The sequence below is a fragment of the Leucobacter sp. 7(1) genome (assembly GCF_900163635.1).
In the GTDB taxonomy this organism is placed as follows: Bacteria; Actinomycetota; Actinomycetes; order Actinomycetales; family Microbacteriaceae; genus Leucobacter.
The window spans coordinates 1-20,870 of the sequence record NZ_FUID01000082.1 but is presented as its reverse complement, the minus strand read 5'-3'; the positions used below and the strand labels follow the sequence as shown (position 1 = coordinate 20,870).

17 protein-coding genes are annotated in these 20,870 nt (G+C 66.5%); 6 read left to right on the top strand and 11 right to left on the bottom strand.

The window, feature by feature from the left end:
* Nucleotides 1–128 precede the first annotated feature (128 nt).
* The 3 genes from sucD to FM113_RS18525 form a co-directional block, all read right to left on the bottom strand.
* Nucleotides 129–1,031 carry a succinate--CoA ligase subunit alpha gene (gene sucD, locus FM113_RS15330; protein WP_087015701.1) on the bottom strand — a complete coding sequence of 301 codons (903 nt, stop codon included), beginning with the start codon at nucleotides 1,029–1,031 and terminating at the stop codon, nucleotides 129–131.
* A gap of 34 nt (nucleotides 1,032–1,065) precedes the next feature.
* Nucleotides 1,066–2,232: an ADP-forming succinate--CoA ligase subunit beta gene (gene sucC / locus FM113_RS15325; RefSeq protein ID WP_087015700.1), complete on the bottom strand. Its 1,167-nt coding sequence runs from the start codon at nucleotides 2,230–2,232 to the stop codon at nucleotides 1,066–1,068.
* A 120-nt stretch (nucleotides 2,233–2,352) separates the two neighbouring features.
* A complete protein-coding gene (locus FM113_RS18525) occupies nucleotides 2,353–4,335 on the bottom strand; it encodes a GGDEF domain-containing protein (RefSeq protein ID WP_254909040.1) in 1,983 nt (660 codons plus the stop codon).
* A gap of 296 nt (nucleotides 4,336–4,631) precedes the next feature.
* Between FM113_RS18525 and FM113_RS15310 the strand changes: the two genes are divergently transcribed.
* Nucleotides 4,632–5,261, top strand: a complete 630-nt coding sequence (locus FM113_RS15310; RefSeq protein ID WP_087015699.1) for a TetR/AcrR family transcriptional regulator — start codon at nucleotides 4,632–4,634, stop codon at nucleotides 5,259–5,261.
* A 61-nt stretch (nucleotides 5,262–5,322) separates the two neighbouring features.
* On the opposite strand, the gene FM113_RS15305 is transcribed toward FM113_RS15310, so the two are convergent.
* Entirely contained in the window at nucleotides 5,323–7,920 is a 2,598-nt protein-coding gene (locus FM113_RS15305) for an ATP-dependent helicase (RefSeq protein WP_087015698.1), read from the bottom strand.
* Nucleotides 7,921–7,977: 57 nt separating this feature from the next.
* Complete coding sequence (locus FM113_RS15300) at nucleotides 7,978–9,180, bottom strand: Ig-like domain-containing protein (protein ID WP_087015697.1); 1,203 nt, start codon at nucleotides 9,178–9,180, stop codon at nucleotides 7,978–7,980.
* Between the two features lie 127 nt (nucleotides 9,181–9,307).
* Between FM113_RS15300 and FM113_RS15295 the strand changes: the two genes are divergently transcribed.
* Complete coding sequence (locus FM113_RS15295) at nucleotides 9,308–10,321, top strand: asparaginase domain-containing protein (protein WP_254909039.1); 1,014 nt, start codon at nucleotides 9,308–9,310, stop codon at nucleotides 10,319–10,321.
* A 14-nt stretch (nucleotides 10,322–10,335) separates the two neighbouring features.
* Here the strand turns inward: FM113_RS15295 and FM113_RS15290 are convergent, their stop codons facing one another.
* Nucleotides 10,336–11,358 (bottom strand): glycerophosphodiester phosphodiesterase family protein, encoded by a 1,023-nt coding sequence (locus tag FM113_RS15290; protein WP_087015695.1) that lies wholly within the window; start codon nucleotides 11,356–11,358, stop codon nucleotides 10,336–10,338.
* A 147-nt stretch (nucleotides 11,359–11,505) separates the two neighbouring features.
* Between FM113_RS15290 and FM113_RS15285 the strand changes: the two genes are divergently transcribed.
* Nucleotides 11,506–12,348, top strand: coding sequence for a Bax inhibitor-1/YccA family protein (locus FM113_RS15285; RefSeq protein WP_087015694.1), 843 nt, complete (start codon nucleotides 11,506–11,508; stop codon nucleotides 12,346–12,348).
* A gap of 349 nt (nucleotides 12,349–12,697) precedes the next feature.
* On the opposite strand, the gene FM113_RS15280 is transcribed toward FM113_RS15285, so the two are convergent.
* The gene (locus tag FM113_RS15280) at nucleotides 12,698–14,056 is read right to left on the bottom strand and encodes an aspartate aminotransferase family protein (RefSeq protein WP_254909038.1); all 1,359 of its coding nucleotides are present in this window, start codon (nucleotides 14,054–14,056) and stop codon (nucleotides 12,698–12,700) included.
* A gap of 120 nt (nucleotides 14,057–14,176) precedes the next feature.
* Here FM113_RS15280 and FM113_RS15275 point away from each other — a divergent pair, with 120 nt between their 5' ends.
* Genes FM113_RS15275 through FM113_RS15265 form a run of 3 tightly spaced genes read left to right on the top strand, consistent with a single transcriptional unit; the run spans nucleotide 14,177 to nucleotide 16,316 of the window.
* Nucleotides 14,177–15,253 carry a phosphotransferase enzyme family protein gene (locus tag FM113_RS15275; RefSeq protein ID WP_087015693.1) on the top strand — a complete coding sequence of 359 codons (1,077 nt, stop codon included), beginning with the start codon at nucleotides 14,177–14,179 and terminating at the stop codon, nucleotides 15,251–15,253.
* Nucleotides 15,250–15,897 (top strand): GntR family transcriptional regulator, encoded by a 648-nt coding sequence (locus FM113_RS15270; RefSeq protein WP_087015692.1) that lies wholly within the window; start codon nucleotides 15,250–15,252, stop codon nucleotides 15,895–15,897. The genes FM113_RS15275 and FM113_RS15270 overlap by 4 nt, the downstream gene beginning before the upstream one ends.
* Before the next feature lie 44 nt (nucleotides 15,898–15,941).
* Nucleotides 15,942–16,316, top strand: coding sequence for an iron chaperone (locus tag FM113_RS15265; RefSeq protein WP_087015691.1), 375 nt, complete (start codon nucleotides 15,942–15,944; stop codon nucleotides 16,314–16,316).
* Nucleotides 16,317–16,401: 85 nt separating this feature from the next.
* Here FM113_RS15265 and guaA read toward each other — a convergent pair whose 3' ends face one another.
* The 4 genes from guaA to FM113_RS15245 form a co-directional block, all read right to left on the bottom strand.
* Nucleotides 16,402–17,973, bottom strand: coding sequence for a glutamine-hydrolyzing GMP synthase (guaA, locus tag FM113_RS15260; protein WP_176387256.1), 1,572 nt, complete (start codon nucleotides 17,971–17,973; stop codon nucleotides 16,402–16,404).
* Nucleotides 17,974–18,099: 126 nt separating this feature from the next.
* Nucleotides 18,100–18,549 (bottom strand): DUF3817 domain-containing protein, encoded by a 450-nt coding sequence (locus tag FM113_RS15255; protein ID WP_087015689.1) that lies wholly within the window; start codon nucleotides 18,547–18,549, stop codon nucleotides 18,100–18,102.
* Nucleotides 18,550–18,559: 10 nt separating this feature from the next.
* On the bottom strand, nucleotides 18,560–19,450 hold the full coding sequence (locus FM113_RS15250; RefSeq protein WP_254909037.1) for an SURF1 family cytochrome oxidase biogenesis protein: 891 nt from the start codon (nucleotides 19,448–19,450) through the stop codon (nucleotides 18,560–18,562).
* Between the two features lie 72 nt (nucleotides 19,451–19,522).
* A complete protein-coding gene (locus tag FM113_RS15245; protein WP_087015688.1) occupies nucleotides 19,523–20,644 on the bottom strand; it encodes a GuaB3 family IMP dehydrogenase-related protein in 1,122 nt (373 codons plus the stop codon).
* Nucleotides 20,645–20,870 lie beyond the last annotated feature (226 nt).

Here is a 20,870-nt window from a genome sequence, read left to right as displayed (position 1 = left end):
TCCGTTCAGTATCCCGCACCCACGATGCCGGCCCCCGCTGTGTTGCGTTCGGTGACGCTGCGCGCACGCCCGCACACGCACAAGACCCCGCCGGCGCGCGGCCGACGGGGTCTGTGTGGAGTGGCTGTCTACAGCGCGGCGTAGACCTCGCGCAGCAGATCCGCGGTCTCCGTCGGCGTCTTGCCAACCTTCACACCGGCGGCCTCGAGGGCCTCCTGCTTGGCCTGCGCGGTGCCCGCGGAGCCCGACACGATGGCGCCCGCATGGCCCATGGTCTTGCCCTCGGGTGCCGTGAAGCCGGCGACGTAGCCCACAACGGGCTTCGTGACGTTGGCCTTGATGTACTCGGCCGCACGCTCCTCGGCGTCGCCGCCGATTTCGCCGATCATGACAATCGCCTTCGTCTCGGGATCCGCCTCAAACGCGGCAAGCGCGTCGATGTGCGTGGTTCCGATGATCGGGTCGCCGCCGATACCGATAGCCGTCGAGAACCCGAGATCGCGCAGCTCGTACATCATCTGGTACGTGAGTGTGCCCGACTTCGAGACGAGGCCGATCGGCCCCTTGCCCGTGATCGTCGCGGGCGTGATGCCAGCGAGCGCCTCGCCCGGCGTGATGATGCCGGGGCAGTTCGGGCCGATGATGCGGGTGTTGCCACCCGTGGCCTTGGCGTGCGCCCAGAGCTCAGCCGAGTCCTTGACGGGAACACCCTCGGTAATGATGACAAGCAGGCCGATGCCCGCGTCAATGGCCTCGATGGCGGCATCCTTCGTGAAGGCCGGCGGCACAAACGCGACCGACACGTCGGCCCCGGTCGCGGCCATAGCCTCAGCGACCGTCGCGAAGACGGGCAGCTCGACGGGGTTGCCCGCGGCGTCAATGTGCGACACCGTGGTGCCGGCCTTGCGCGCGTTCACCCCACCGACGAGCTGGGTACCAGCCGCGAGCATGCGTGCGGTGTGCTTGGTGCCCTCGCCGCCGGTGATGCCCTGGACGATGACCTTGGAATCCTTGTTCAGGAAGATCGACATTCTGTTGCTTCTTTCCGTGAGTCTCGTCGGTGGGTTAGCGGGCGTTGGCGAGTTCGGCGGCCTTGTCGGCGCCCTCGTCCATCGTTGCGGCCTGGGTGACAAGCGGGTGTGCCGCCTCGTTCAGGATGCGGCGCCCCTCCTCGACGTTGTTCCCGTCCAAGCGCACCACGAGCGGCTTGTTGGCCGCGTCACCGAGCTTCTCGAGTGCCCCGACGATGCCGTTGGCGACCGCGTCACAGGCGGTGATGCCGCCGAACACGTTCACGAAGACCGACTTCACCTGCGGATCACCGAGGATCACGTCAAGGCCCGCGGCCATGACCTCAGCCGACGCCCCGCCACCGATGTCGAGGAAGTTGGCGGGCTTGACCCCACCGTGGTTTTCGCCTGCGTATGCGACAACGTCGAGCGTCGACATGACGAGGCCAGCCCCGTTGCCGATCACGCCGACCTCACCGTCAAGCTTCACGTAGTTCAGGTCCTGCTCCTTGGCCTTCGCCTCGAGCGGGTCCTCGGCACCCTTGTCCGCGAGCGCCTCGTGTGCAGCCTGACGGAAGTCCGCATTTTCGTCGAGCGACACCTTGCCGTCGAGCGCGATGATGTCACCGGCACCGGTGAGCACAAGCGGGTTTACCTCGACGAGCGTGGCGTCCTCGCCGACGTACACGGCGTAGAGCTTCTCGAAGACCGCGGCGACCTTTGCCACGAGCTCCTCGGGGAAGTTCGCGGCGCGCGCGATCTCCTCGGCCTTCGCAGCGTCGATGCCACGCAGCGGGTCAACCTCAATGCGTGCGAGCGCCTCGGGCTTCTCAACCGCGAGAACCTCGATCTCCATACCGCCCTCAACGCTGCACAGCGACAGGTAGGAACGGTTGGCACGATCCAGCAGCACCGAGAAGTAGAATTCCTCGGCAATGTCGGCACCGGCCGCGACCATCACGCGCTTCACGGTGTGGCCCTTGATGTCCAGCCCGAGAATCGCCTCGGCTGCGGCGTATGCCTCGTCAGCGTTCTTGGCAACCTTTACGCCGCCGGCCTTGCCGCGACCGCCAACCTTCACCTGCGCCTTGACGACAACAACGCCGCCAATCTTTTCGGCCGCGGCGCGAGCCTCGTCCGGGGTGTCGGCAACGATGCCGGCAAGCACCGGCACTCCGTATTCTTCGAAGAGGTCTCGTGCCTGGTACTCGTACAGATCCACGTAGTGTCCTTTGCTTTTTGGTGGGGGACGCGAGGCAGAAAATGTCTCGATGTCGAGATAAGTCGACCAGTGGGTAGCCTACCACTGCCCCGCCCGTGAGCTGACACTGAGGTTCCTCAGCTAGCGCCCAGCTTTCGCGGCGTACAGGCGGGCATCCGCACGCACGATCGCTGCATCAAGTTCTTCGTCTTCGGGAACTTCAACGAGACCCCACGACCACGCGTACGCGGAGGACTGGGCCATACGCTCAAGCTGCCGCTGCGCCACGGCCCGTTCAGCCAGGAACACGATGACAAACTCATCGCCGCCGAGGCGCGACACGATCCCACCCGACCGGCCTGAGACCCCGCGCATCCCCACCTCTGTGATCCAGCGACGCACAGTGTCGCGCAGAGCTGCGTCGCCGGCTGAGTGGCCTCCACTCTCGTTCAGCTGCTTAAAGCGGTCGAAGTCAATGAGCGCGACGGAGACGGCACCGCCCGCGCGGCGGGCCCGATGCCGCAGCTCCGCACCCGCGGTGATCAAGCCACGCCGGTTCAGTGCAAGGGTGAGCGGATCGGTGCTCACCTGCACCTGTCCCAATCGCCGCACTCCGCGTGCCCCCTCGAAACAGAACAGTGCGATGAGTACCGAATAACTCACCATAATCACGGGCGAACCGAGCCCGTGCCCCAGCTCCGGATTCCACAGTAGCGTCGCGGCGACGCGCAATACGCTGCACGCCATGAACACCCGCGCAATGACGCTCGAGTAGAACCAGCCCACATAGAGGGCGATCACCGGCAGCTCGAGAAGCGCGTTGATCTCAGCGTGGGGATGCTGCGCAGTCAGCAGGAACATTGCCGACCATACCTCGATGATGGCGATCATCACGATGCCTGCCCAGCGGGGGTAGCGGTGCCCCAAGACAAGCGGCACGACACCCGCGACGACGTAGACGCTCAACCACGTCACCACGGAGCGTGCGTGCAGGCCTGGGTGCGGGAGCACCAGGTCCGAGAGCAGCACGACCGCGAGAAGCAGCGGAATGAGTGAGCTCACAAACGAAAAGGGTGTTTGCCAGCGCACGAGGCGGTCAGCCTGTTGTCGGACCCACGCGCACACGCGCGCTCGCAAACTCGCCTGGCGGGCTTCGGGTGTCGGCGCTTCCACGAGCGCGGCGACCGTGTCGGATCCAGCCGCGAGTCCGGGATCCACGGCTTCCCCCGCCCGGCGCACGGCGTCCGCGGCTCGACGCTCCCGCTTGTTTTCGTACAGGCTCGCGTCCGCACGAGCAAAGAGGGCTTCAGCGGTGTCCCCGGGATGGACCTCCGCGATCCCCCACGACCAGGGGTGCTCAGACACGCCCTGCAGGCGTTCGACGATCTGCGCGGCCATGGGCGTGTTTGTATTCGGAAGCAGCAGCGCAAACTCGTCTCCCCCCAGTCGCGCCACAACGTCGCCGGTCCGGCTCACTTCTCGCCAGGCGTGCACGGTGCGGCTCAGCACGAGATCCCCGGCGGCGTGACCGCGGGCATCATTGAGCTGCTTGAAATCGTCGAGATCGATCGCCACAACCACAAACGGGGCACGGCTGATCGCCCGCTTTCGGAGCATGTCTGACAGGCGAGCGTTGAGCCCCTGCCGGTTCTGCGCCCCGGTGAGCTGATCCACTGATGCGATTCGCAATTGACGTCGCCACAGGTACATCCCCGCGGTGAAGCAGAACAGCATCCCGAGAATTCCGTGCATCGCAACCGGGGCCCCGATCGCGCCGTCAGCGTCGAAGAGCGGGTTGCCAATCATGACGGCGCTGAACACCGTGGCGCTGACACCCATGATGATGAGCGCGAGTTTGGGCCGCACAAACCAGCCGAGGTAGAACGCAACCACCGGCAGCTGTTGCACCGACGCGATCACCGACGGCGGATCGTTCGGCAGGCTCAGAAAGTAGGTTTGGGCCCCCAAGAAGACAAACACCGAGGTTAGCCCGACCCACCGCGGCACGCGCCGCCCGCGCCACAGGGTCGCGAATGAGCCCGCCACGCAGAATCCCAGTAGGGCCCAGACGAACCACCGGTTCTCCATTTGGGTGTGCGCCATCAGGTCCACGACAAGTGTCATGCTGAGAAAAGAGGCAGCCGCAAGAAGGTACGCCGAATGCGCGTCCTGCCTCGTGCGCAGGCGCTCAAACACCCCCCACATCAGACTGCTCGCTCCCCACTGCGCGAAAATCCGCGCGGTCCCCCAAAACCCCCACCCCGTAGCGTACACACTCAACTCAGAGAAATCTCAGAGGATCCAGACGACACAGGACACGTTCGGCTTTCTCAGGCAGTCTCGCTAGACTCAATCCAGTCGAAGCCACGCTCGGAACATCGAGCTTTTCCCGACCAGGCTTCGACTGGAGTTGACGCCGAGTGAGCACCACTGGAGAACAGAAGCCTGAGGGGCTTCGCGCACGGAAACGTCGTGCGACCGAAAACGCGATTGAGACGTCGGCGGTGTCGCTGGCGCTCGAACTCGGAATCGAGAACGTCACCGTCGAGGCGATTTGTGAGCGCGCCGACATCTCCCGCAGCACGTTCTTCAATTACTTTCCCGCCCGCGACTACGCGATCGTGGGTCGCGCGATCAACTTGCCCGAGGGCACTGAGGCGTTCTCCATCCTGGACAGCAGCCCCGACGACCTGACGCTCGGCGTCTTCCGGCTCCTGTTTGCCGCGATCGGACACAGCTACGTGAACACTGAAGTGGCTCGGTTGCGCGCCCAGCTGATCGCGGAGCAGCCTGTTGCCGGCCGCATCACCATGTCGTCGCTGTTGGAATCGGGCTACGCCCTCACTGCGACGGCGGCCGCCTGGCTTGAAGCGCACCCCGAGCACGCGAAGCTCGACTCGTCACTGCGCGAGGCCTCGCTTGCAGTGTCACTCATGCACGGCGTCATCACCACGCAGATGAGCGACTGGATGACCGGCGACGGCGACGTGACTGCAAACGATGAGGACTTCCACCGAGCAATGGCGGAATACCGTATCGTTCTCGGCTAGCGTGCTGGAGTGCCCGCTGCGGCCAGCATCACAGCAGCGACCGCTGCGACGCTGGCTCTGATCATTCGACCTTGGTAATGGGCGCGAGCTTGACCAGGAGTTTGCGCTCCCCCACAGACTCGAAGTCCACGTGTGCGATGCGTTTGGTTCCGGCACCCGTCAGGTGCACAACGCGGCCCTCACCGTATTCGTCGTGGCGCACGCGGTCTCCGATTTCGAGGGCGAGGTCGCCGTTGTCGCGGCTTCCCAGTCCGATCGTGTTCGGGAAGCCGCCGCCGGAGGCCTGTGCGGCCTTCGCGGCGCGCTTGCGCTCCCGCCACTGCTCGAGCGCGGACTGCATGTTGCCGCTTGCGGGCTCCGAGACGGCAGCAGCGCCGGATCCGCCGCCGTTCCCGAAGGAGACCGCGGACTCGACCCGACCACCCCGTGTGCGCGGCCCCGCGGCACCCGGCCGCGATGGCGCGTTGAGCGCGCGCGAGGCCGTGCCGCCGCGGCTCGTCACTTCCCCGGGCGACTGCCGCCAGTCAATGAGCGCTTCGGGGATCTCCTGCAGGAAGCGCGAGGGCATGGCCACCGACACATCGCCAAACGTGGCCCGCGTCGAGGCAAGGGTCAGGTAGAGCCGCTCACGGGCACGCGTGATGCCCACGTACATGAGCCGCCGCTCCTCGTTGACGCCACCGACCTCATCAACGGACATCTGGTGCGGGATCAGTCCTTCTTCCACCCCCGTAATGAACACTGCCGGGTACTCCAGACCCTTTGCCGTGTGCATTGTCATGAGGGAGACTGTGCCGCTCGAGTCGTCGAGATCGTCAGCTGCCGCCACGAGGCTGACCTCGGTGAGGAACGCGAGGAGACCCGCACCGGGCTGCTTCACGTCGAACTCGCGGGCCACAGCGAGAAGCTCTTCGAGGTTCTCGGCGCGCGCGTCATCCTGGGGGTCCCGCTTGGCGCGGAGCTTTTCGATCATCTCGGTCTCATCGAGGATGAGCTTGAGCACGTCGCCCACCGGGGCCGGGGTCTTCTCCTCCGGTTCTTCTCCGGGTGCGGCGATCACGTCGGTGGTGCCGCCGCCCGCGGCCATGCGTGACGCGCGCACCAGCAGTTCTCCGAGTCCTAGGATCGCGCCGCGCACCTTGGGCCCAAAGGAAAGCTCTCCCGCGCGGAGCAGGGCATCGTGCAGCGTGATCCCCTCCGCCTCCTGGAAGTTTGCGAGCTGCGCCTCGGCCATGGGGCCGATTCCGCGCTTGGGTGCTCCGAGCAGCCGGGACCAGGCGATCGGATCAAACGGGTTCGCGATGCTGGTGAGATACGCCATCGCGTCTTTCACCTCGGCACGCTCATAGAACTTCGTGCCCCCCAGTACGCGATACGGGATGGCTGACCGGATGAGGAGTTCCTCGAGCGCACGGGTCTGCGAGTTGGTGCGGTAAAAGACGGCGATGTCGTTGTAGTCGAGGCCGCCACGGTGCAGATCCTCGATCTCCTCGGCAACAAAACGGGCTTCGTCGTGCTGCGAGTACCCGGTGAATCCGACGATCTTCGGGCCGTCACCCTCCGAGGTCCAGAGATTCTTTTCCTGGCGGTCGAAGTTGTTGCCGATCACGGCGTTCGCGGCGCTCAGGATGTTCTGAGTAGATCGGTAGTTCTGCTCAAGTTTGACGACCTCGGCCCCCACGAAATCACGCTCGAACTCCACGATGTTGCGGATGTCTGCGCCGCGGAACGCGTAGATCGACTGATCTGAATCGCCCACCACGGTGAGGCTGGCCCCGGGGATCTGCCCGTTCGCGTCGAGTTCCCGATCCCGCACGGGTGGCACGAGCTGGCTGACCTGCGCGAGCGGCACGGGCCGTGTGAGCTCCCGGATCAGCGAGTACTGCGCGTGGTTTGTGTCCTGGTACTCATCAACAAGGATGTGCCGGAACCGGCGCTGGTAGACCGCTGCCACGTCAGGGTGTGCCCGGAAGAGGTGCACGGTTTGCCCGATCAGATCGTCAAAGTCGAACGCATTGGCCCGCCGCAGCTCCTGCTCGTACATGCGGAATATCTCCACAAACAAGCGGTCTCGCGGATCGGATGCGTTCATTGTTGCTGAGTACGCGTCGACGTCGGTGAGCTCGTTCTTGAGACGCGAGATCTTCGACCCCGCGTTTGCCGGCGTAAACCCGTAGGTGTCCGCGTCGAGCTCTTTGATGATGCGCTTGAGCAGGGCCCGCGAGTCCGCCGAGTCGTATATCGTGAAGCCCGACACGTAGCCGAAGCGTTCTGCTTCGCGCCGCAAGATCCGAACGCACGCCGAGTGGAACGTCGACACCCACATGCCTTCGGCGGCGCTCCCCAGCAGCCCGCCAATGCGCTCCCGCATCTCCGCGGCGGCCTTGTTGGTGAACGTGATCGCGAGGATCTGGCTGGGCCAGGCCTCCTTCTCCCGGATCAGGTGCGCAATTCGATGGGTCAGCACACGCGTCTTGCCCGATCCGGCACCGGCGACGATCAGCAGTGCAGGGCCGCGCGCAATCACGGCGCGCTCCTGTGCGGGGTTCAACCCGTCGAGCAGGGGGTCAACGCCGCCAGCGGCACCGTCACCAAAAGCACCGCCGCCGAAGGCACCACCGACGGGGGCACCGGGATCCAGAAGTTCGAACTCGCTCATTGTGGCTCCAGTCTAGGCGCGACCCCTGACATCTCGCGGCAGAGCTCTCACGGACCGCTACACGCGCGTGCGCCTCAGGCCAAAGAGGGCTCCACCCGCAAGCGTCAGGAATGCGGCGGCGGCGAGAGTGCCCCCTGGTGCGCCAGCTCCCGTGTTCGCCAGGGCCGGCGGCAACGCCGTGCCGGATCCGGTGCCCGTGCCCGTGCCCGGGTCAGTACCAGTCGGCCGTTGGGTCAGTTCCAGCTCATACAGGCGTCCGGCGTCCGGCTTCAAATCTCCAGCCACCGGCGGCTGCGCGTCCGCCCACCACAACGGCGGGGGCAGCACCGCATCGTTCGGCAGATCCCCCGTCCACAAGCTGAGGGTGCTCGTTCCCGGAGTCGTGGATGCGCGCACCGTCGCGGTGAACTCTCCCGGCACTGTCTCGACAAGCTCGCTCAGCAGCTGTCCCGGATCCGTCGAAGCCAGAGACATCCGGGCACCGGGAATCAGCCGTCCTTGGAAATCGCGGGCGGACACGGTCACCTCGGTTGTGGCTTTGCCGTCCGCGGGGAGTTCGGTGAGCGAGAGCGAAAACGTCGACGTCAGCGCCGGCAATCCCAGCGTCTGCGTGAGCGTCACATTCCCGGTGACCTCGGGGAATGTCGTCGCCACCGTGGCTGTGAGCGTCGCCGTTCCCACCCGGTCCGAGGCAGTAACCCCCGCGCGATAGCGACCATCCCCCAGGTCCTCGACCTCAGTGAGCGTGTGTGCAGGGTCGTCGCTCACGACAGTAATTGTCTCGTTCGGGAGCGCCTGTCCCGCAGCGTTGGTGATCCGCATCAGCACGCGTGCCTGCGCACCCGAGCTTGCCACGACATGCTCCTCATACATCGCGATCTGGATCGCCGCCGCGGAGCTCCCCGGAGAGAGCCGCTGCACGTCTTCCTCGTCCGGAGACGCGCAGGGCACCCCGGACCCCGTGGGGGCAGCACCCCGCTCCGCACTCGGTGTCGTCACCGGTCCGGAAGGTTCCGGTGCAGAACTCGGCCCTTCCGTGCTCGCGGCGTCGTCGAGTTGCGCCTTGGATTCCTCCCCCGCCGTGGATACGCAGTCAGAGCGTGGCGGTTCGGCCTGGGCCTCTGCAGCTGCCGGCGAACCGGGGCTGCTCAGCACAAGGGCAAGGAGCGCCCCACCGAGCAGTGCGGGCAGCGCACCACGGTGCCGTCGCAGGGGCAGTCGATGGGGCAGGGGCGAAAACGTGCGGCCGATCCGGCGCATCTGGTCTCCAATTGGGTGTGAACTTCAGCGAGCCCCTCCCCTAGGTCACCATACCCGGAGCCAAGATCCGCGTCACCCGGTGCGGCTGAATCTGTGGAAAGTTCCCCCATCGGCCAGAATGGGAGGCATGTCTGCCGCCGCATCGTCCACGCGTTCCGTTCTCGTCTTCGCCACAGGCGGCACAATCGGGATGCGCGCGACCGACGCGGGGCTCGCCCCGGACCCAGATTTTCCGGAGATCCTGGAGCAGATCGTTGCGGGAATCTGCGGGCCGCTCGGGATCACGCCCCGCGTGAACCACCTGCTCCCACCCATCGATAGCGCGAATGCAGACTCCGACACCGCACCGAAGATCGCGCGGGCGATCCGCGCCCGCGTGCGGACCCATAGGCCGCGGGGCGTCGTGATCACACACGGCACCGACACCCTCGCATTCACCGCGTCGCGCCTCGCTTTTGAACTCGCCGATCTTGGCGTACCCGTGGTGATCACCGGCAGCCAGCTCCCGCATGGCACCGCCGATACTGACGCGATCGACAATCTCACGCTCGCAATCCGAGCCTCGGTGCGCGCAGCACCCGGTTCTCCCGTCGCAATCGCCTTCGGCGGGGCGCTGCTCCCGGCTGTGCGCGCCACGAAGCACGACAGCCGATCCCTCGCCGCGTTCCGCGCCGAAGCCCCCCTCGCTCGCGGTGCACACGGGATGCCGGGCACCCCGGCGGCTGGCACACCGGAAACGATCCGCGCGGCCCGGATCCTCACATTCCGCTTCGTGCCCGCCGTCACCGTCCTCGATCTGCAGGCGGCAGTGGGCGGACGGCCTGACGGCCTGATCTTGGAGTGCTACGGCAGCGGCAATGCGCCGATGGCCAGGCTCGGAATGGCCGGCGCCCTGCGCGAAATCGGGGCTGAGATTCCGGTCGTCGCGATCACGCAGTGCGCACTCGGCGGGGTCGAGCTCTCCCGCTACGCCGTGGGCCACGAGCTCGCGAAGGCCGGGGTCATCGACGGCTCGGATCTCACCGTGGAAGCGGCGACCGCGAAGCTCGGGTATCTGCTCGACGCCGGCTGGCACGGGCCGGAGCTCCGCACGCTGATGGAGCGCAACCTCGTCGGCGAGTGTGCCGGATCGCAGCGCTAACGCCAGCCAGGGAACTACGCTGTCGCATCCCGCAGCGCAACACCCAGATCCGGATGGTCGAGGAACACACCGTCGACACCGGAGCTCAGGATCAGCCCGAATTCGCTCTGCCAGTCCCCCCAATCGGCCCCGCGCAGTGAGGACTGGAATCGGACATTGAGGTACCGGTTTTCGGGGCGCAATGTCCAGGTGTAGACAAGCAGGCCCCGCGCGTGCGCCCGCGCCACGAGATCGGTGGGGCCGGTCGCGCGACCCAGCGCATTGACCCGGATCAGGTTGCCCTTCGCAACACTGATCCCGTCGACGCGCTGCGCGAGGAAATCGAGTCCCGCATCGCTCCGGTACCAGGCGTAGTTGCGGCTCGGACGCCCCGGCTGCGGCTCGTCCGGCGGTGTGCCGAACCGTTCGGTGAGGTAGACGAGCGTGCCGCGGACCCGTGCGCGGCTCAGGCTCTCCAGCACGCCGAGCTCGAACGACTCGATGATCAGCTGTTCGGGGCGAGCATCCCACCCGGTCGCCGCGAGTTCGGCGAGCAGCAGTGAACCGATATCGAGGCCGACTTGCAGCAGGAACTTCGCGTGTTTGATCTCGACAACAACCCGCTTCGGCTGACCCGATGCCGCGCTTGCCTCGTCCACGATGCGCAGCACATCGCGCAGGCGCAGGATCGATTCGGTGTTGTCGTACTCGAGGTTGTCGGGCCGCACCTTTGCCAGCCGCTCGCGGCAGCGCAGGCGCGACAGCTCTTCCCAGGTGAAGTCCTCCACGAACCAGCCTGTGTGCTTCGTGCCGTCAACAATCTTGCTCGTACGGCGGGCTGCGAACTCCGGGTGATCGGCGACGTTCGTGGTGCCCGAGATCTCGTTCTCGTGTCGCACAACAAGCACCCCGTCGCTGGTCGCGACGATGTCGGGTTCGACCGCATCGGCCCCCAGCTCGAACGCTAGGCGGTACGCCGCCGCACTGTGTTCGGGGCGGTAGCCCGGCGCTCCACGGTGCCCGATGATGAGCGGCCCCCCGGCCGCGCGCGTTGACATGATTCCAGCGTAGGGCACGTCACCTGCGCTGCGCTGCGGGGTCACGCGGGTACGCCCTGCACGAACAGCCGACGAAGTCACAGCCGCTCCGAAGCCGTGAATCGATAAACTGGACCCACTCCAGACGCCAGGAAAGGATTCCGACGCATGAGCAACCCGGCTCTCAGCAACAACCCAGCACTGAACGGCAAGACCCTCAGCGCTGACGAGCTGCGCCGTATTTACGATCAGCCCGCCGCGCAGACGCAGCGCCCGGGCATTGACACCCCGGTCGAGCAGGCAGGTTTCGGTGGCGAGCAGCCGCCGGTCGTCGCCCCCTCTGACCGCCCGATGACCTACGAGAACACGATTTCCAAGACGGTGATGCTCTTTGTCATTGTCCTCGCCTTCGGTGCCGTGGGCTGGTTCATGCCGATCCTCGCGCTTCCCGGGGCGATCATCGGCCTCGTCCTCGGACTCGTGAACTCCTTCAAGAAGGAGCCGAGCGTTCCGCTCATCGTGTCTTACGCCGTCGCCCAGGGCCTGTTCCTGGGTGGCATCTCGGGCATCTTTGAGGCGCGCTGGTCGGGCATCGTGTCCCAGGCCGTGATCGGCACTCTCGCCGTCTTCGGCGTGACCCTGCTGCTGTTCCGCAGCGGCAAGGTGCGCACAAGCCCCCGCATGACCAAGATGGTGCTCATCGCGATGGTGGGCTACCTCGTGTTCTCCGTCGTCAACATGATCCTCATGTGGACCGGCGTGAACTCGGACCCCTGGGGCCTGCGCGGTGTGCAGCTGTTCGGGATGCCGCTGGGCGTCATCATCGGCGCTCTCGCGATCTTCCTCGCGGCGTACTCACTGGTGATGGACTTCGAGCTCATCCAGAACGGCGTCCGCAACCGCGTGCCCGAGAAATGGGCATGGTCCGCGGCCTTTGGCCTCATGGTCACGCTGATCTGGCTGTACGTCGAGATCTTGCGCCTCCTCGCGATCCTGCGCGGCAGCGACTAACCGCTGCGTTCCTCCGACGCCAGTGGGGGTCCGGCTTCGGCCTGGCCCCCACTGGCGTTTTTGGGTCCTGCCGCGCGCCCGGACCCTGCGTGCAACCCCTGGCCTCGCACCACCCGCACCACCCGGACCCTGCACCGCCCCCACCCCGCACCGCACTCACCAGCGCGACGGAGATTCACGAGTTTCGAGGAGATTTTTCGCGTTTCTGGCCCCCGGGCGCAGAATCTCCGAGGAGTTCGTCAGCCCAGGAGACGGGTAGGCCGGGCAGGTCGAGCAAGCGCAGGACGGGCAAGCGCAGGCCGGGCACGCGCAGTCCAAGTAGGGCCGAGTAGGGCCGAGGCGACCCGTACTACCGGAGGCTGCGCAGCGTGGCCGCGAAACCGTCGAGGAAGCGCTCGGCGTCGGCCGCGTCGAACACCAGGGGTGGCCGGATCTTCAGGACGTTTTCCCCGGTGCCCGAGGCGCTGACAAGGATGCGACGATCGCGCAGACCATTCACCAGAGCGAGTGCGGTTGCCGGATCCGGCGCACCCGCTGCATCCACGACATCGACCCCCAGGAAAAGCCCGGCACCACGGACCTCGGCAATGCGGTCGTCGCCGGCGCTCACCGCGCGCAGCCCGTCCGTGAGCAGCGCCCCCACTCGCGCGGCACTGACACGCAGCTCGCGATCCTCGATCTCGTCGAGCACCGCCCCGGCGGCGGCGACACTGACGGGGTTGCCGCCAAAGGTGTTGAAGTACCGCACTTCGGCACCAAACCGCTCGAACAGCGCAGGCGAGCCCACAACCGCCGAGATCGGCATCCCGTTCCCCATCGGCTTCCCCAGTACAACGAGGTCCGGGGCACAGCCGTGCCGGGTGAACCCCCACCAGTCACCGGTGCGCCCGAAGCCGGGCTGCACCTCGTCTGCAATGTACAGTCCCCCAGCTGCGCGCACGATCTCGGCGGCTTGGGCGAGGAAACCCTGAGGTGCAAGCCGTAGTCCGTCGCTCGAGAGCACCGAGTCGACGATCATCCCGGCGAACGGAATGCCGCGGGCGGCAAAGTCCGCGATTGCGGCGCGGACCTGCTCACCGAATACTCGCTCCCCGACGCCACCGTCTGGTGCCGACTCCGGTGCGTCCACGAGCGCCACGGTGTCCGGGATCGGATTGCCCGGGCCGAGGCTTGGCGAGATCGCCGCGGTTGCTGCGGTGGTGCCGTGGTAGGCGTTGCGGGTAATGATGATGCCCTGCCCGCCAGTTGCGTGCCGCACGATGCGGAGCGCGAGGTCCACAGCCTCACTCCCGGTGCACGCGAAAATTGCCTGTGAGAGCGGCTCAGGAAACAGCGCGGTGAGACGCTCGGCGTACTCGACCACCCCATCGGTGAGGTAGCGGGTGTGCGTGTTGAGCGCGCCCAGCTGCGCGGTCACCGCGGCCTGGACACGAGGGTTGCTGTGACCCACAGCCGGAACGTTGTTGTAGGCGTCGAGATAGTCACGTCCCTCCGCGTCGAACAGGTGCGCTCCGCTCGCCCGGACCGGGTGGAAGGGTTCCCGATAAAACAGCCGGTACGGTCGCCCCAGCACGCGTTCTCTGCGCCGGATCAGCTCGCGTTCCCGGAGTGCCAGCTCAGGGACGGCGGCGGCGTCGTAGCCGTTCACCATGACCGAGCGTGATGCGGCGGTGCCGGATCCTTCGATGCGAGCTGCCTGCGGTGCCATTGATCGCCTCCTGATGGTCCGAGTATTTCTCGAATTGGTCACCAATATAGGCTAGATTATGAGAAATGTCTCGGGATTGGTCAGCACAGTAGCTGTGTCCCGAGAGCTTTCGGAGGTGACATGCGCCCGCGCACACTGACACTGGACCCCCGCGAGGCCGCCGCGATCCTGCAGCGCACACACGGGATCACGCTGACTGAACCGTTGCACCCGCTCGGGAGCGAGCTCGCGAGCACCTTCCGCGCGCGCGGCTCACTCCCGGGCGCCGAGCCCACGGACCTCGCGGTCAAGTTCCAGGCCTCGGACTCCACCGAGCTCGCCGTGCAGCGGTGGCGTGCCGAGGTCTCTCAAAGCCTGAGTGACGCGGGCGCCCCGGTTCCTGCAACCGTGACGGCGCAGGACGGAACACTGGTCGGCACCGCACCCCGCAGCCACGCTGGAACCGACGATCAGGCCGACCCGGTCGCCGTCACCGTTACGAGTTGGGTCGATGCCTCCCCCTATGGCGCACTGCACACCGAGCAGCCCGGCACCGCGCTCGACACGACAGCATTCGGCTGTGCCCTCGGCGCTGAAGCCGCGCGTATGCAGCAGATCCTCGCGACAGCCCCGCCCCCTCCGCAGTCCATCACCCACACCTGGGCCGCCGAGACGATGGACGCGGTCATCCAGGCACACCTCCCCGACGTCACGAATCCTCGGGTGCGCCGGATCGCCGAGCAGGCCCGCGCGCTCCTCGCCCGCGAGGTCGCTCCGCTCGCACCGGATCTCCCCCGCACGCTTGTGCATCAGGACCTCCATGACTCAAATGTGCTTGCGGACGCCGCGGGCCGGGTCGCCGCGATCCTCGACTTTGACGACATGCTTGTCGGGTGGCGCGTCGCTGAGCCCACGGTCGCCGCGGCCTACCTGGCCCGCCACGCAGCACGCCCCGAAGACGCCGTCGCCGCGGTTGCGGCTGGATGGGAGTCAGTGCTCCCGTTCACGCCTGCCGAACGCGAGGTATTCACGCCACTTGTGCTCGCCCGACTGGCCCTGAACATCACTGTGTGGCATGTCCGTGTGCAGGGCGCGGGCGCTGAGCAAGACACAACGGCGGATCGCGCGGACTACGCCCGAATGCGCTCGACAGGCTCCGAAGACACGTTTGCCGCACTCCTGGCCACCCGGAACCCCGCAGTCGAGGCGACGCGGTGAGTTCCCCGGCCCAGGTTGCGGCGACGCTCCGCGAACAAATCCTTGCCCTCACACGCGCCCCCGGCGCTCCGCTGCGCGAGGTCGCCCTCGCCGCAGAACTGGAGTGCTCGCGCCGCACAGCTCGCGAGGCCCTCCAAGAGCTTGCTCGCGACGGGCTCGTGACCCACGAGCCGAACCGGGGCGCCACGGTTCGGGCGTTCACGACGCACGACATCCGGGACCTGTACCGTGTGCGCCGCACACTCGAAGGCCAGGGCGCAATCGCGTGCAGCTCGGCCCCGCCCGAGCTACTCCGGGCCGTGGACGCCGCATACACGGAACTCGCACGATCCGCCCACGCCGGACAGGATTCCGTGGCCCACGCGCTCGCTGACCTCCGCTTCCACTCCAGCGTGATCGCCCTCATCGGCAGCGACCGCCTGAACGCGTTCTTTGCCCAGATTGCCGTCGAGATGACCTATGCCATCCGGCTCATCCTGCGACTGGAGGTCGAGGCCGCGATGCCGCTCGCCGAGGTGCTTCGCGACCACGCACGCATTAAAGATGCCGTACTCGCACGCAGTCCACTCGAGGCGCAGCGCGCAGTGATTGAGCACATCGAGGAGAACGAACCGCGTCTGCTGCGCCTGGTTGCGGACACGTGAATTTCGCTCTGTCGCCCCGCGTCACACCATGAGATACTGCCGGCATGAGCAGCGCAGACACAGGAACCGAGGTCACGGAGTACCTCACCACGCTTGCTGAGCCTGAGCGGACACGCATCGCGCAGCTGTTCGCACGAGCGCAGGCACTCGCACCCGATGCTGTTGAGGGCCGGTCCTATGGCATGCCGTCACTGCTCTACCGCGGCAAGGGCCTGCTTTCGATCGTGCAGACGCGGAAACACATCGGCGTGTACCCGCACGGCAATCTGGGCGAGCTGGCGGACGCGGTCACGGCTGCCGGACTCGGCAGCACAAAGGGCTCGATCCACCTGGGTGCCGGCCAGGATCTGAGCGATGAGCTCCTCGCACAGTTCGTGCAGCGCCGGATCGCGCAGATCGACGCGAGCGCCGCACGGTAAGGACGGCGCACACACCACAGCGGGGACCGGCTCATGCCGACCCCCGCTGTGGTGTTCCGCGCAACGCCCTGGCGTCAGCGCGCGGCTACTCCCATTCGATTGTCCCCGGCGGCTTCGACGTGACGTCGAGTACCACGCGGTTGACCTCGGGCACCTGGTTCGTGATCTTGTTCGAGATGCGCGCCAGCACGTCGTAAGGGACGTGCGTCCAATCAGCGGTCATGGCGTCCTCGGAGGACACCGGACGCAGCACAATCGGGTGGCCGTAGGTCCGGCCATCACCCTGCACGCCCACCGAGCGCACGTCGGCGAGCAGCACAACCGGGCACTGCCAGATCTGCTGGTCAAGACCAGCAGCGGTCAGCTCGGCACGTGCGATCGCGTCGGCCTCGCGCAGGATCTCGAGGCGCTCGCGGGTCACCTCGCCCACGATACGGATCCCCAGGCCGGGGCCGGGGAACGGCTGGCGGCCAACGATCTCTTCGGGGATCCCAAGCTCGCGTCCAATTGCCCGCACCTCGTCCTTGAAGAGCGCGCGCAGCGGCTCAATCAGGGCGAAATCAAGGTCGTCGGGCAAGCCGCCCACGTTGTGGTGGGATTTGATGTTCGCGGTGCCGGATCCGCCACCGGACTCAACAACGTCCGGGTACAGCGTGCCCTGCACGAGGAACTTCACGGATTCGCCCTCGGCCGCCGCCTCGGCGACGAGTTCCCGCTGGACCTGCTCGAACGCGCGAATGAACTCGCGACCGATGATCTTGCGCTTCTCCTCGGGGTCGGTCACCCCCGCGAGGTGACCCAGGAACGTGTCTGCTGCGTCAACGGTGATGAGGCGCACACCGGTTGAGGCGACGTAGTCGCGCTCCACCTGCTCGCGCTCGCCCTTGCGGAGCAGTCCGTGATCCACAAACACGGCGGTCAGCTGATCACCGATCGCCTCGTGCACAAGCGCGGTCGACACGGCCGAGTCAACGCCGCCCGAGAGCGCCGAGATGACACGGGCGTTGCCGACCTGCTCGCGGATGCGTGCGACCTGCTCGGTGATCACGTTGCCGGCGTTCCAGTCGGCGGGGATCTCCGCGACATGGTGCAGGAAGTTCTCGAGGATTGCCTGGCCGTGATCGGAGTGCTTGACCTCGGGGTGCCATTGCACGCCGTAGAGCTTACGTGCCGGCGAGCCAAATGCCGCAACCGGGGTCACGGACGTGCTCGCGAGCACGTCGAAACCCTCGGGAGCGCGCTGCACGGCGTCACCGTGGCTCATCCAGACGTTCTGCGTTTCGGGCTGACCGCCGAGGATCGCACCGCCATCGCCGAGCACGGTCGCCTCGGTGGCCCCGTACTCGCTGTCGCCGGTCTTGCCGACCTCGCCACCGAGCGCTCGCGCCATGACCTGGAAGCCGTAGCAAATGCCGAGCACGGGGATCCCGAGCTCAAAAATCGCGTCATCGAACTGGGGGGCACCTGCTTCGTAGACCGACGAGGGGCCGCCGGAGAGGACGAGGCCGAGCGGGTTGAGCGCTGTGACCTCGGCCGCGCTGATTGTGTGCGGGACGAGTTCGGAGTAGACCCCGGCCTCGCGCACGCGGCGGGCAATCAGCTGCGCGTACTGCGCGCCGAAGTCCACCACGAGTACGGGGCGGTGTCCCGTATCCATTTGTTCTGCCTGTGTCGCCATGTTCGAGTGGGGTGACCTTTCGAAGTCGGAAGGGAAGTGCTGCCAATTCTACCGCCCCTGGGAGGGGGCTCTGGCCGAAACTGCGGGAGGCTCAGCGGTGCACGGCTACGCCTGCGCGACCGCAGATTCCTTCTCGTCAAGGAAGCCGGTGACCTCGCGCACAATCCGGCCCTCCAGGAAGAACGACATCAGCGGGATCACACCGCCCAGCGCGATGAGCAGGAAACGGCCAAAGTTCCACCGCATCGGGCTCCACACCATGAAATCGGAGACCAGATAGACGACGTAGAACCAGCCGTGTGCGATCAGGATGGCCTTGAACAGGTCAAAGCCCTGCGGCACGAAGTCGCTGTCAACGCCCTCCGGGGCGAGCGGCATGAACTCCGCGACAGCGTTCGGGGTGAAGAGGAACAGCTGCACGCCGAACGCGTACTTCATCACCATCACGGCGCAGAGAAGGAGCAGCATGACTCCCGTGATCACCGAGGTGACCTTGTAGAAGCTCAGCGCCTTGCGGATGCGCGGATAGTCGGCGGGCTTCGGCTGGAGTTTCATGGTGTCCTATCTATTCGGCGCTGGTGCGCGACCCCGAGGGGGCGTCGGCGGGGTCCTCGCCCGCCGCTTCCTGAAGCTGGAGTTCGTGTTCCTTTTCCCACGCGTCGCGGGTGAGTCGGAACCAGAAGAATACGGCGAACCCGGCAAACACGACCCACTCGATCGCGTAGAACACGTTGAGCCAGTTCACCTGCTCAGGTGGCAACGGTGCCACCGAATCGATCGGGTCGAGTGCGACATCCGTGATCGCATCGAACACGGCGCCCTCGGGGTGAGCCACGAGGTACCCGGAGTACACTGGGGCATCCACGTCTTGCCACACGTTCGCAAAGTGAGCGGGGATCATGGTGCGCATCACTTGCGGATCCTCGCCCGGGTTTGGGATCTGGGGCCCCTCGGGCGGCATGTACCGCCCTTCGAGGTCGAGATCGCCGGTCAGCCGGGATCCTGCACCCTGCGTATCAAGGTCAACGATTGCCCGTTCAGCGGCCGCTTCATCGGGTGCCCAACCGAGCGCCACCGCGAGGTGCGCGCGTTCGGGGTCAGCGGTGATCAGGTGTCCCACAACCCAGGCACCGGTCTCCCCCGCGTTTGTACGTGGCGCAACCACCCGGTAGTCCTCGGGGACAAACGTTCCGTTGAGGTGGACCACAACGCCCGCGGCGTCTTCGGTGACACCCTTTGCCAGGTCGCTGACCTCGGCAAGCGGACGCGAGGTCTCTGTGTCGAGCACCGTTTCATCCGCAGACCGCACGGCGATGCCCATCTGCCACTGGCCGAGCCAAGCAAAGCCACCGGCCACCGCAAGGGCAAGCAGGAGGGCAAGCACCCAGAGCGGACGCCGCATCACCTGCCCGAGGGTCGGATCCCCGAGGTATTCAGGTTTCTGCGGTGTCGACACCGGGTACGTTCTCGATTCTCAGTTCGGCGGTGGTGGGGGTGGAAGGGTGGCGGCGGATCACCGCCACCCTGCCTAGCGTTCGGCGTAGACGAGGCCGACGCGCTGGAATTCCTTCAGCTCCGAGTAGCCGGTGGTTGCCATCGCACGGCGCAGGGCACCGATCAGGTTTGCGCTGCCGTCGGCGACGTTGGCCGGGCCGTTCAGGATCTCGGTGAGCGGGGCGACCGAATCGACCTGCACACGGTATCCGCGCGGCAGATCCTCGTGGTGCGCTTCCTGGCCCCAGTGCCAGCCGTGCCCGGGAGCGTCGGAGGCCTTCGCGAGTGCACCACCGAGCATCACTGCGTCTGCCCCGCAAGCCACCGCCTTGATCATGTCGCCGGAGGTGCCGAGGCCACCGTCCGCGATAACGTGCACGTAGCGCCCGCCCGACTCGTCGAGGTAGTCCGATCGTGCTCCCGCAACGTCAGCGATGGCCGAGGCCATCGGGGCGCGGATTCCGAGTGTGACGCGCGTGGTCGATGATGCGCCGCCACCGAACCCCACGAGCACACCGGCCGCGCCGGTCCGCATGAGGTGCAGCGCTGACTGATATGTCGCCGCGCCACCCACGATGACGGGCACGTCGAGCTCGTAGATGAACTGCTTCAGGTTGAGCGGCTCGCGGCCGTCGCGGGACACATGTTCGGCGGAAACAGTGTTGCCGCGGATTACGAAGAGGTCGACGCCCGCCTTGACCACCGTGTCGGTGAATTCTGCGGTGCGGTGCGGAGACAACGCACCGGCAACGGTCACCCCTGCCTCGCGGATCTGGCCCAGGCGGTCCCGGATCAGTTCGGGCAGGATCGGAGCGGCGTACAGCTCCCGCATGCGGTGCACCGCGGCCACATCGTCGGTGATCGTGGCGAGTTCCGCGAGCAGGGGCTCGGGGTTCTCGTGCCGCGTCCAGAGGCCTTCAAGGTTCAAGACCCCGAGGCCGCCAAGCTTCCCGAGCGCAATCGCTGACTCGGGCGACATGACCGAGTCCATCGGTGCGCCGAGCACCGGGATCTCGAACTGGAACGCGTCAATCGACCAAGCGGTCGACACGAGTTCCGGGTCTCGGGTACGGCGGGTGGGGACCACACCGATTTCGTCGAAGGTGTACACGCGTCGCGCCCGCTTGCCGCGGCCGATCTCGATCTCGTTGCTCACCCTGACAGTCTATCGGGCCGCGAGCTGAGCGGGTCCCGGCAGTCACCGCAGCGAGCCCCCGCGACGCACTCGCTACACACACGAACGGGCACTTTCGTGCCGAAACCCGGAGGTTTCAGTGCGAAAGTGCCCGTTCGAGGTCACCCGCGGGGCGCGGGAGAAGCCCCTAGCTGTACCCGGCCATCAGGTTGGTAGCAGCCGGCTGATCGGTGGCCGGCCTCCAAGT

What these genes read in the sequence shown, in the direction of transcription:
- FM113_RS15265 (WP_087015691.1), top strand. Translation starts at nt 15,942, where the DNA reads ATGAGCAGCGCAGACACAGGAACCGAGGTCACGGAGTACCTCACCACG.
- FM113_RS15300 (WP_087015697.1), bottom strand. Translation starts at nt 9,180, where the DNA reads ATGCGCCGGATCGGCCGCACGTTTTCGCCCCTGCCCCATCGACTGCCC.
- FM113_RS15255 (WP_087015689.1), bottom strand. Translation starts at nt 18,549, where the DNA reads ATGAAACTCCAGCCGAAGCCCGCCGACTATCCGCGCATCCGCAAGGCG.
- guaA (WP_176387256.1), bottom strand. Translation starts at nt 17,973, where the DNA reads ATGGATACGGGACACCGCCCCGTACTCGTGGTGGACTTCGGCGCGCAG.
- FM113_RS15280 (WP_254909038.1), bottom strand. Translation starts at nt 14,056, where the DNA reads ATGGCACCGCAGGCAGCTCGCATCGAAGGATCCGGCACCGCCGCATCA.
- FM113_RS15305 (WP_087015698.1), bottom strand. Translation starts at nt 7,920, where the DNA reads ATGAGCGAGTTCGAACTTCTGGATCCCGGTGCCCCCGTCGGTGGTGCC.
- FM113_RS15290 (WP_087015695.1), bottom strand. Translation starts at nt 11,358, where the DNA reads ATGTCAACGCGCGCGGCCGGGGGGCCGCTCATCATCGGGCACCGTGGA.
- FM113_RS18525 (WP_254909040.1), bottom strand. Translation starts at nt 4,335, where the DNA reads ATGACACTTGTCGTGGACCTGATGGCGCACACCCAAATGGAGAACCGG.
- FM113_RS15295 (WP_254909039.1), top strand. Translation starts at nt 9,308, where the DNA reads ATGTCTGCCGCCGCATCGTCCACGCGTTCCGTTCTCGTCTTCGCCACA.
- FM113_RS15275 (WP_087015693.1), top strand. Translation starts at nt 14,177, where the DNA reads ATGCGCCCGCGCACACTGACACTGGACCCCCGCGAGGCCGCCGCGATC.
- sucD (WP_087015701.1), bottom strand. Translation starts at nt 1,031, where the DNA reads ATGTCGATCTTCCTGAACAAGGATTCCAAGGTCATCGTCCAGGGCATC.
- FM113_RS15285 (WP_087015694.1), top strand. Translation starts at nt 11,506, where the DNA reads ATGAGCAACCCGGCTCTCAGCAACAACCCAGCACTGAACGGCAAGACC.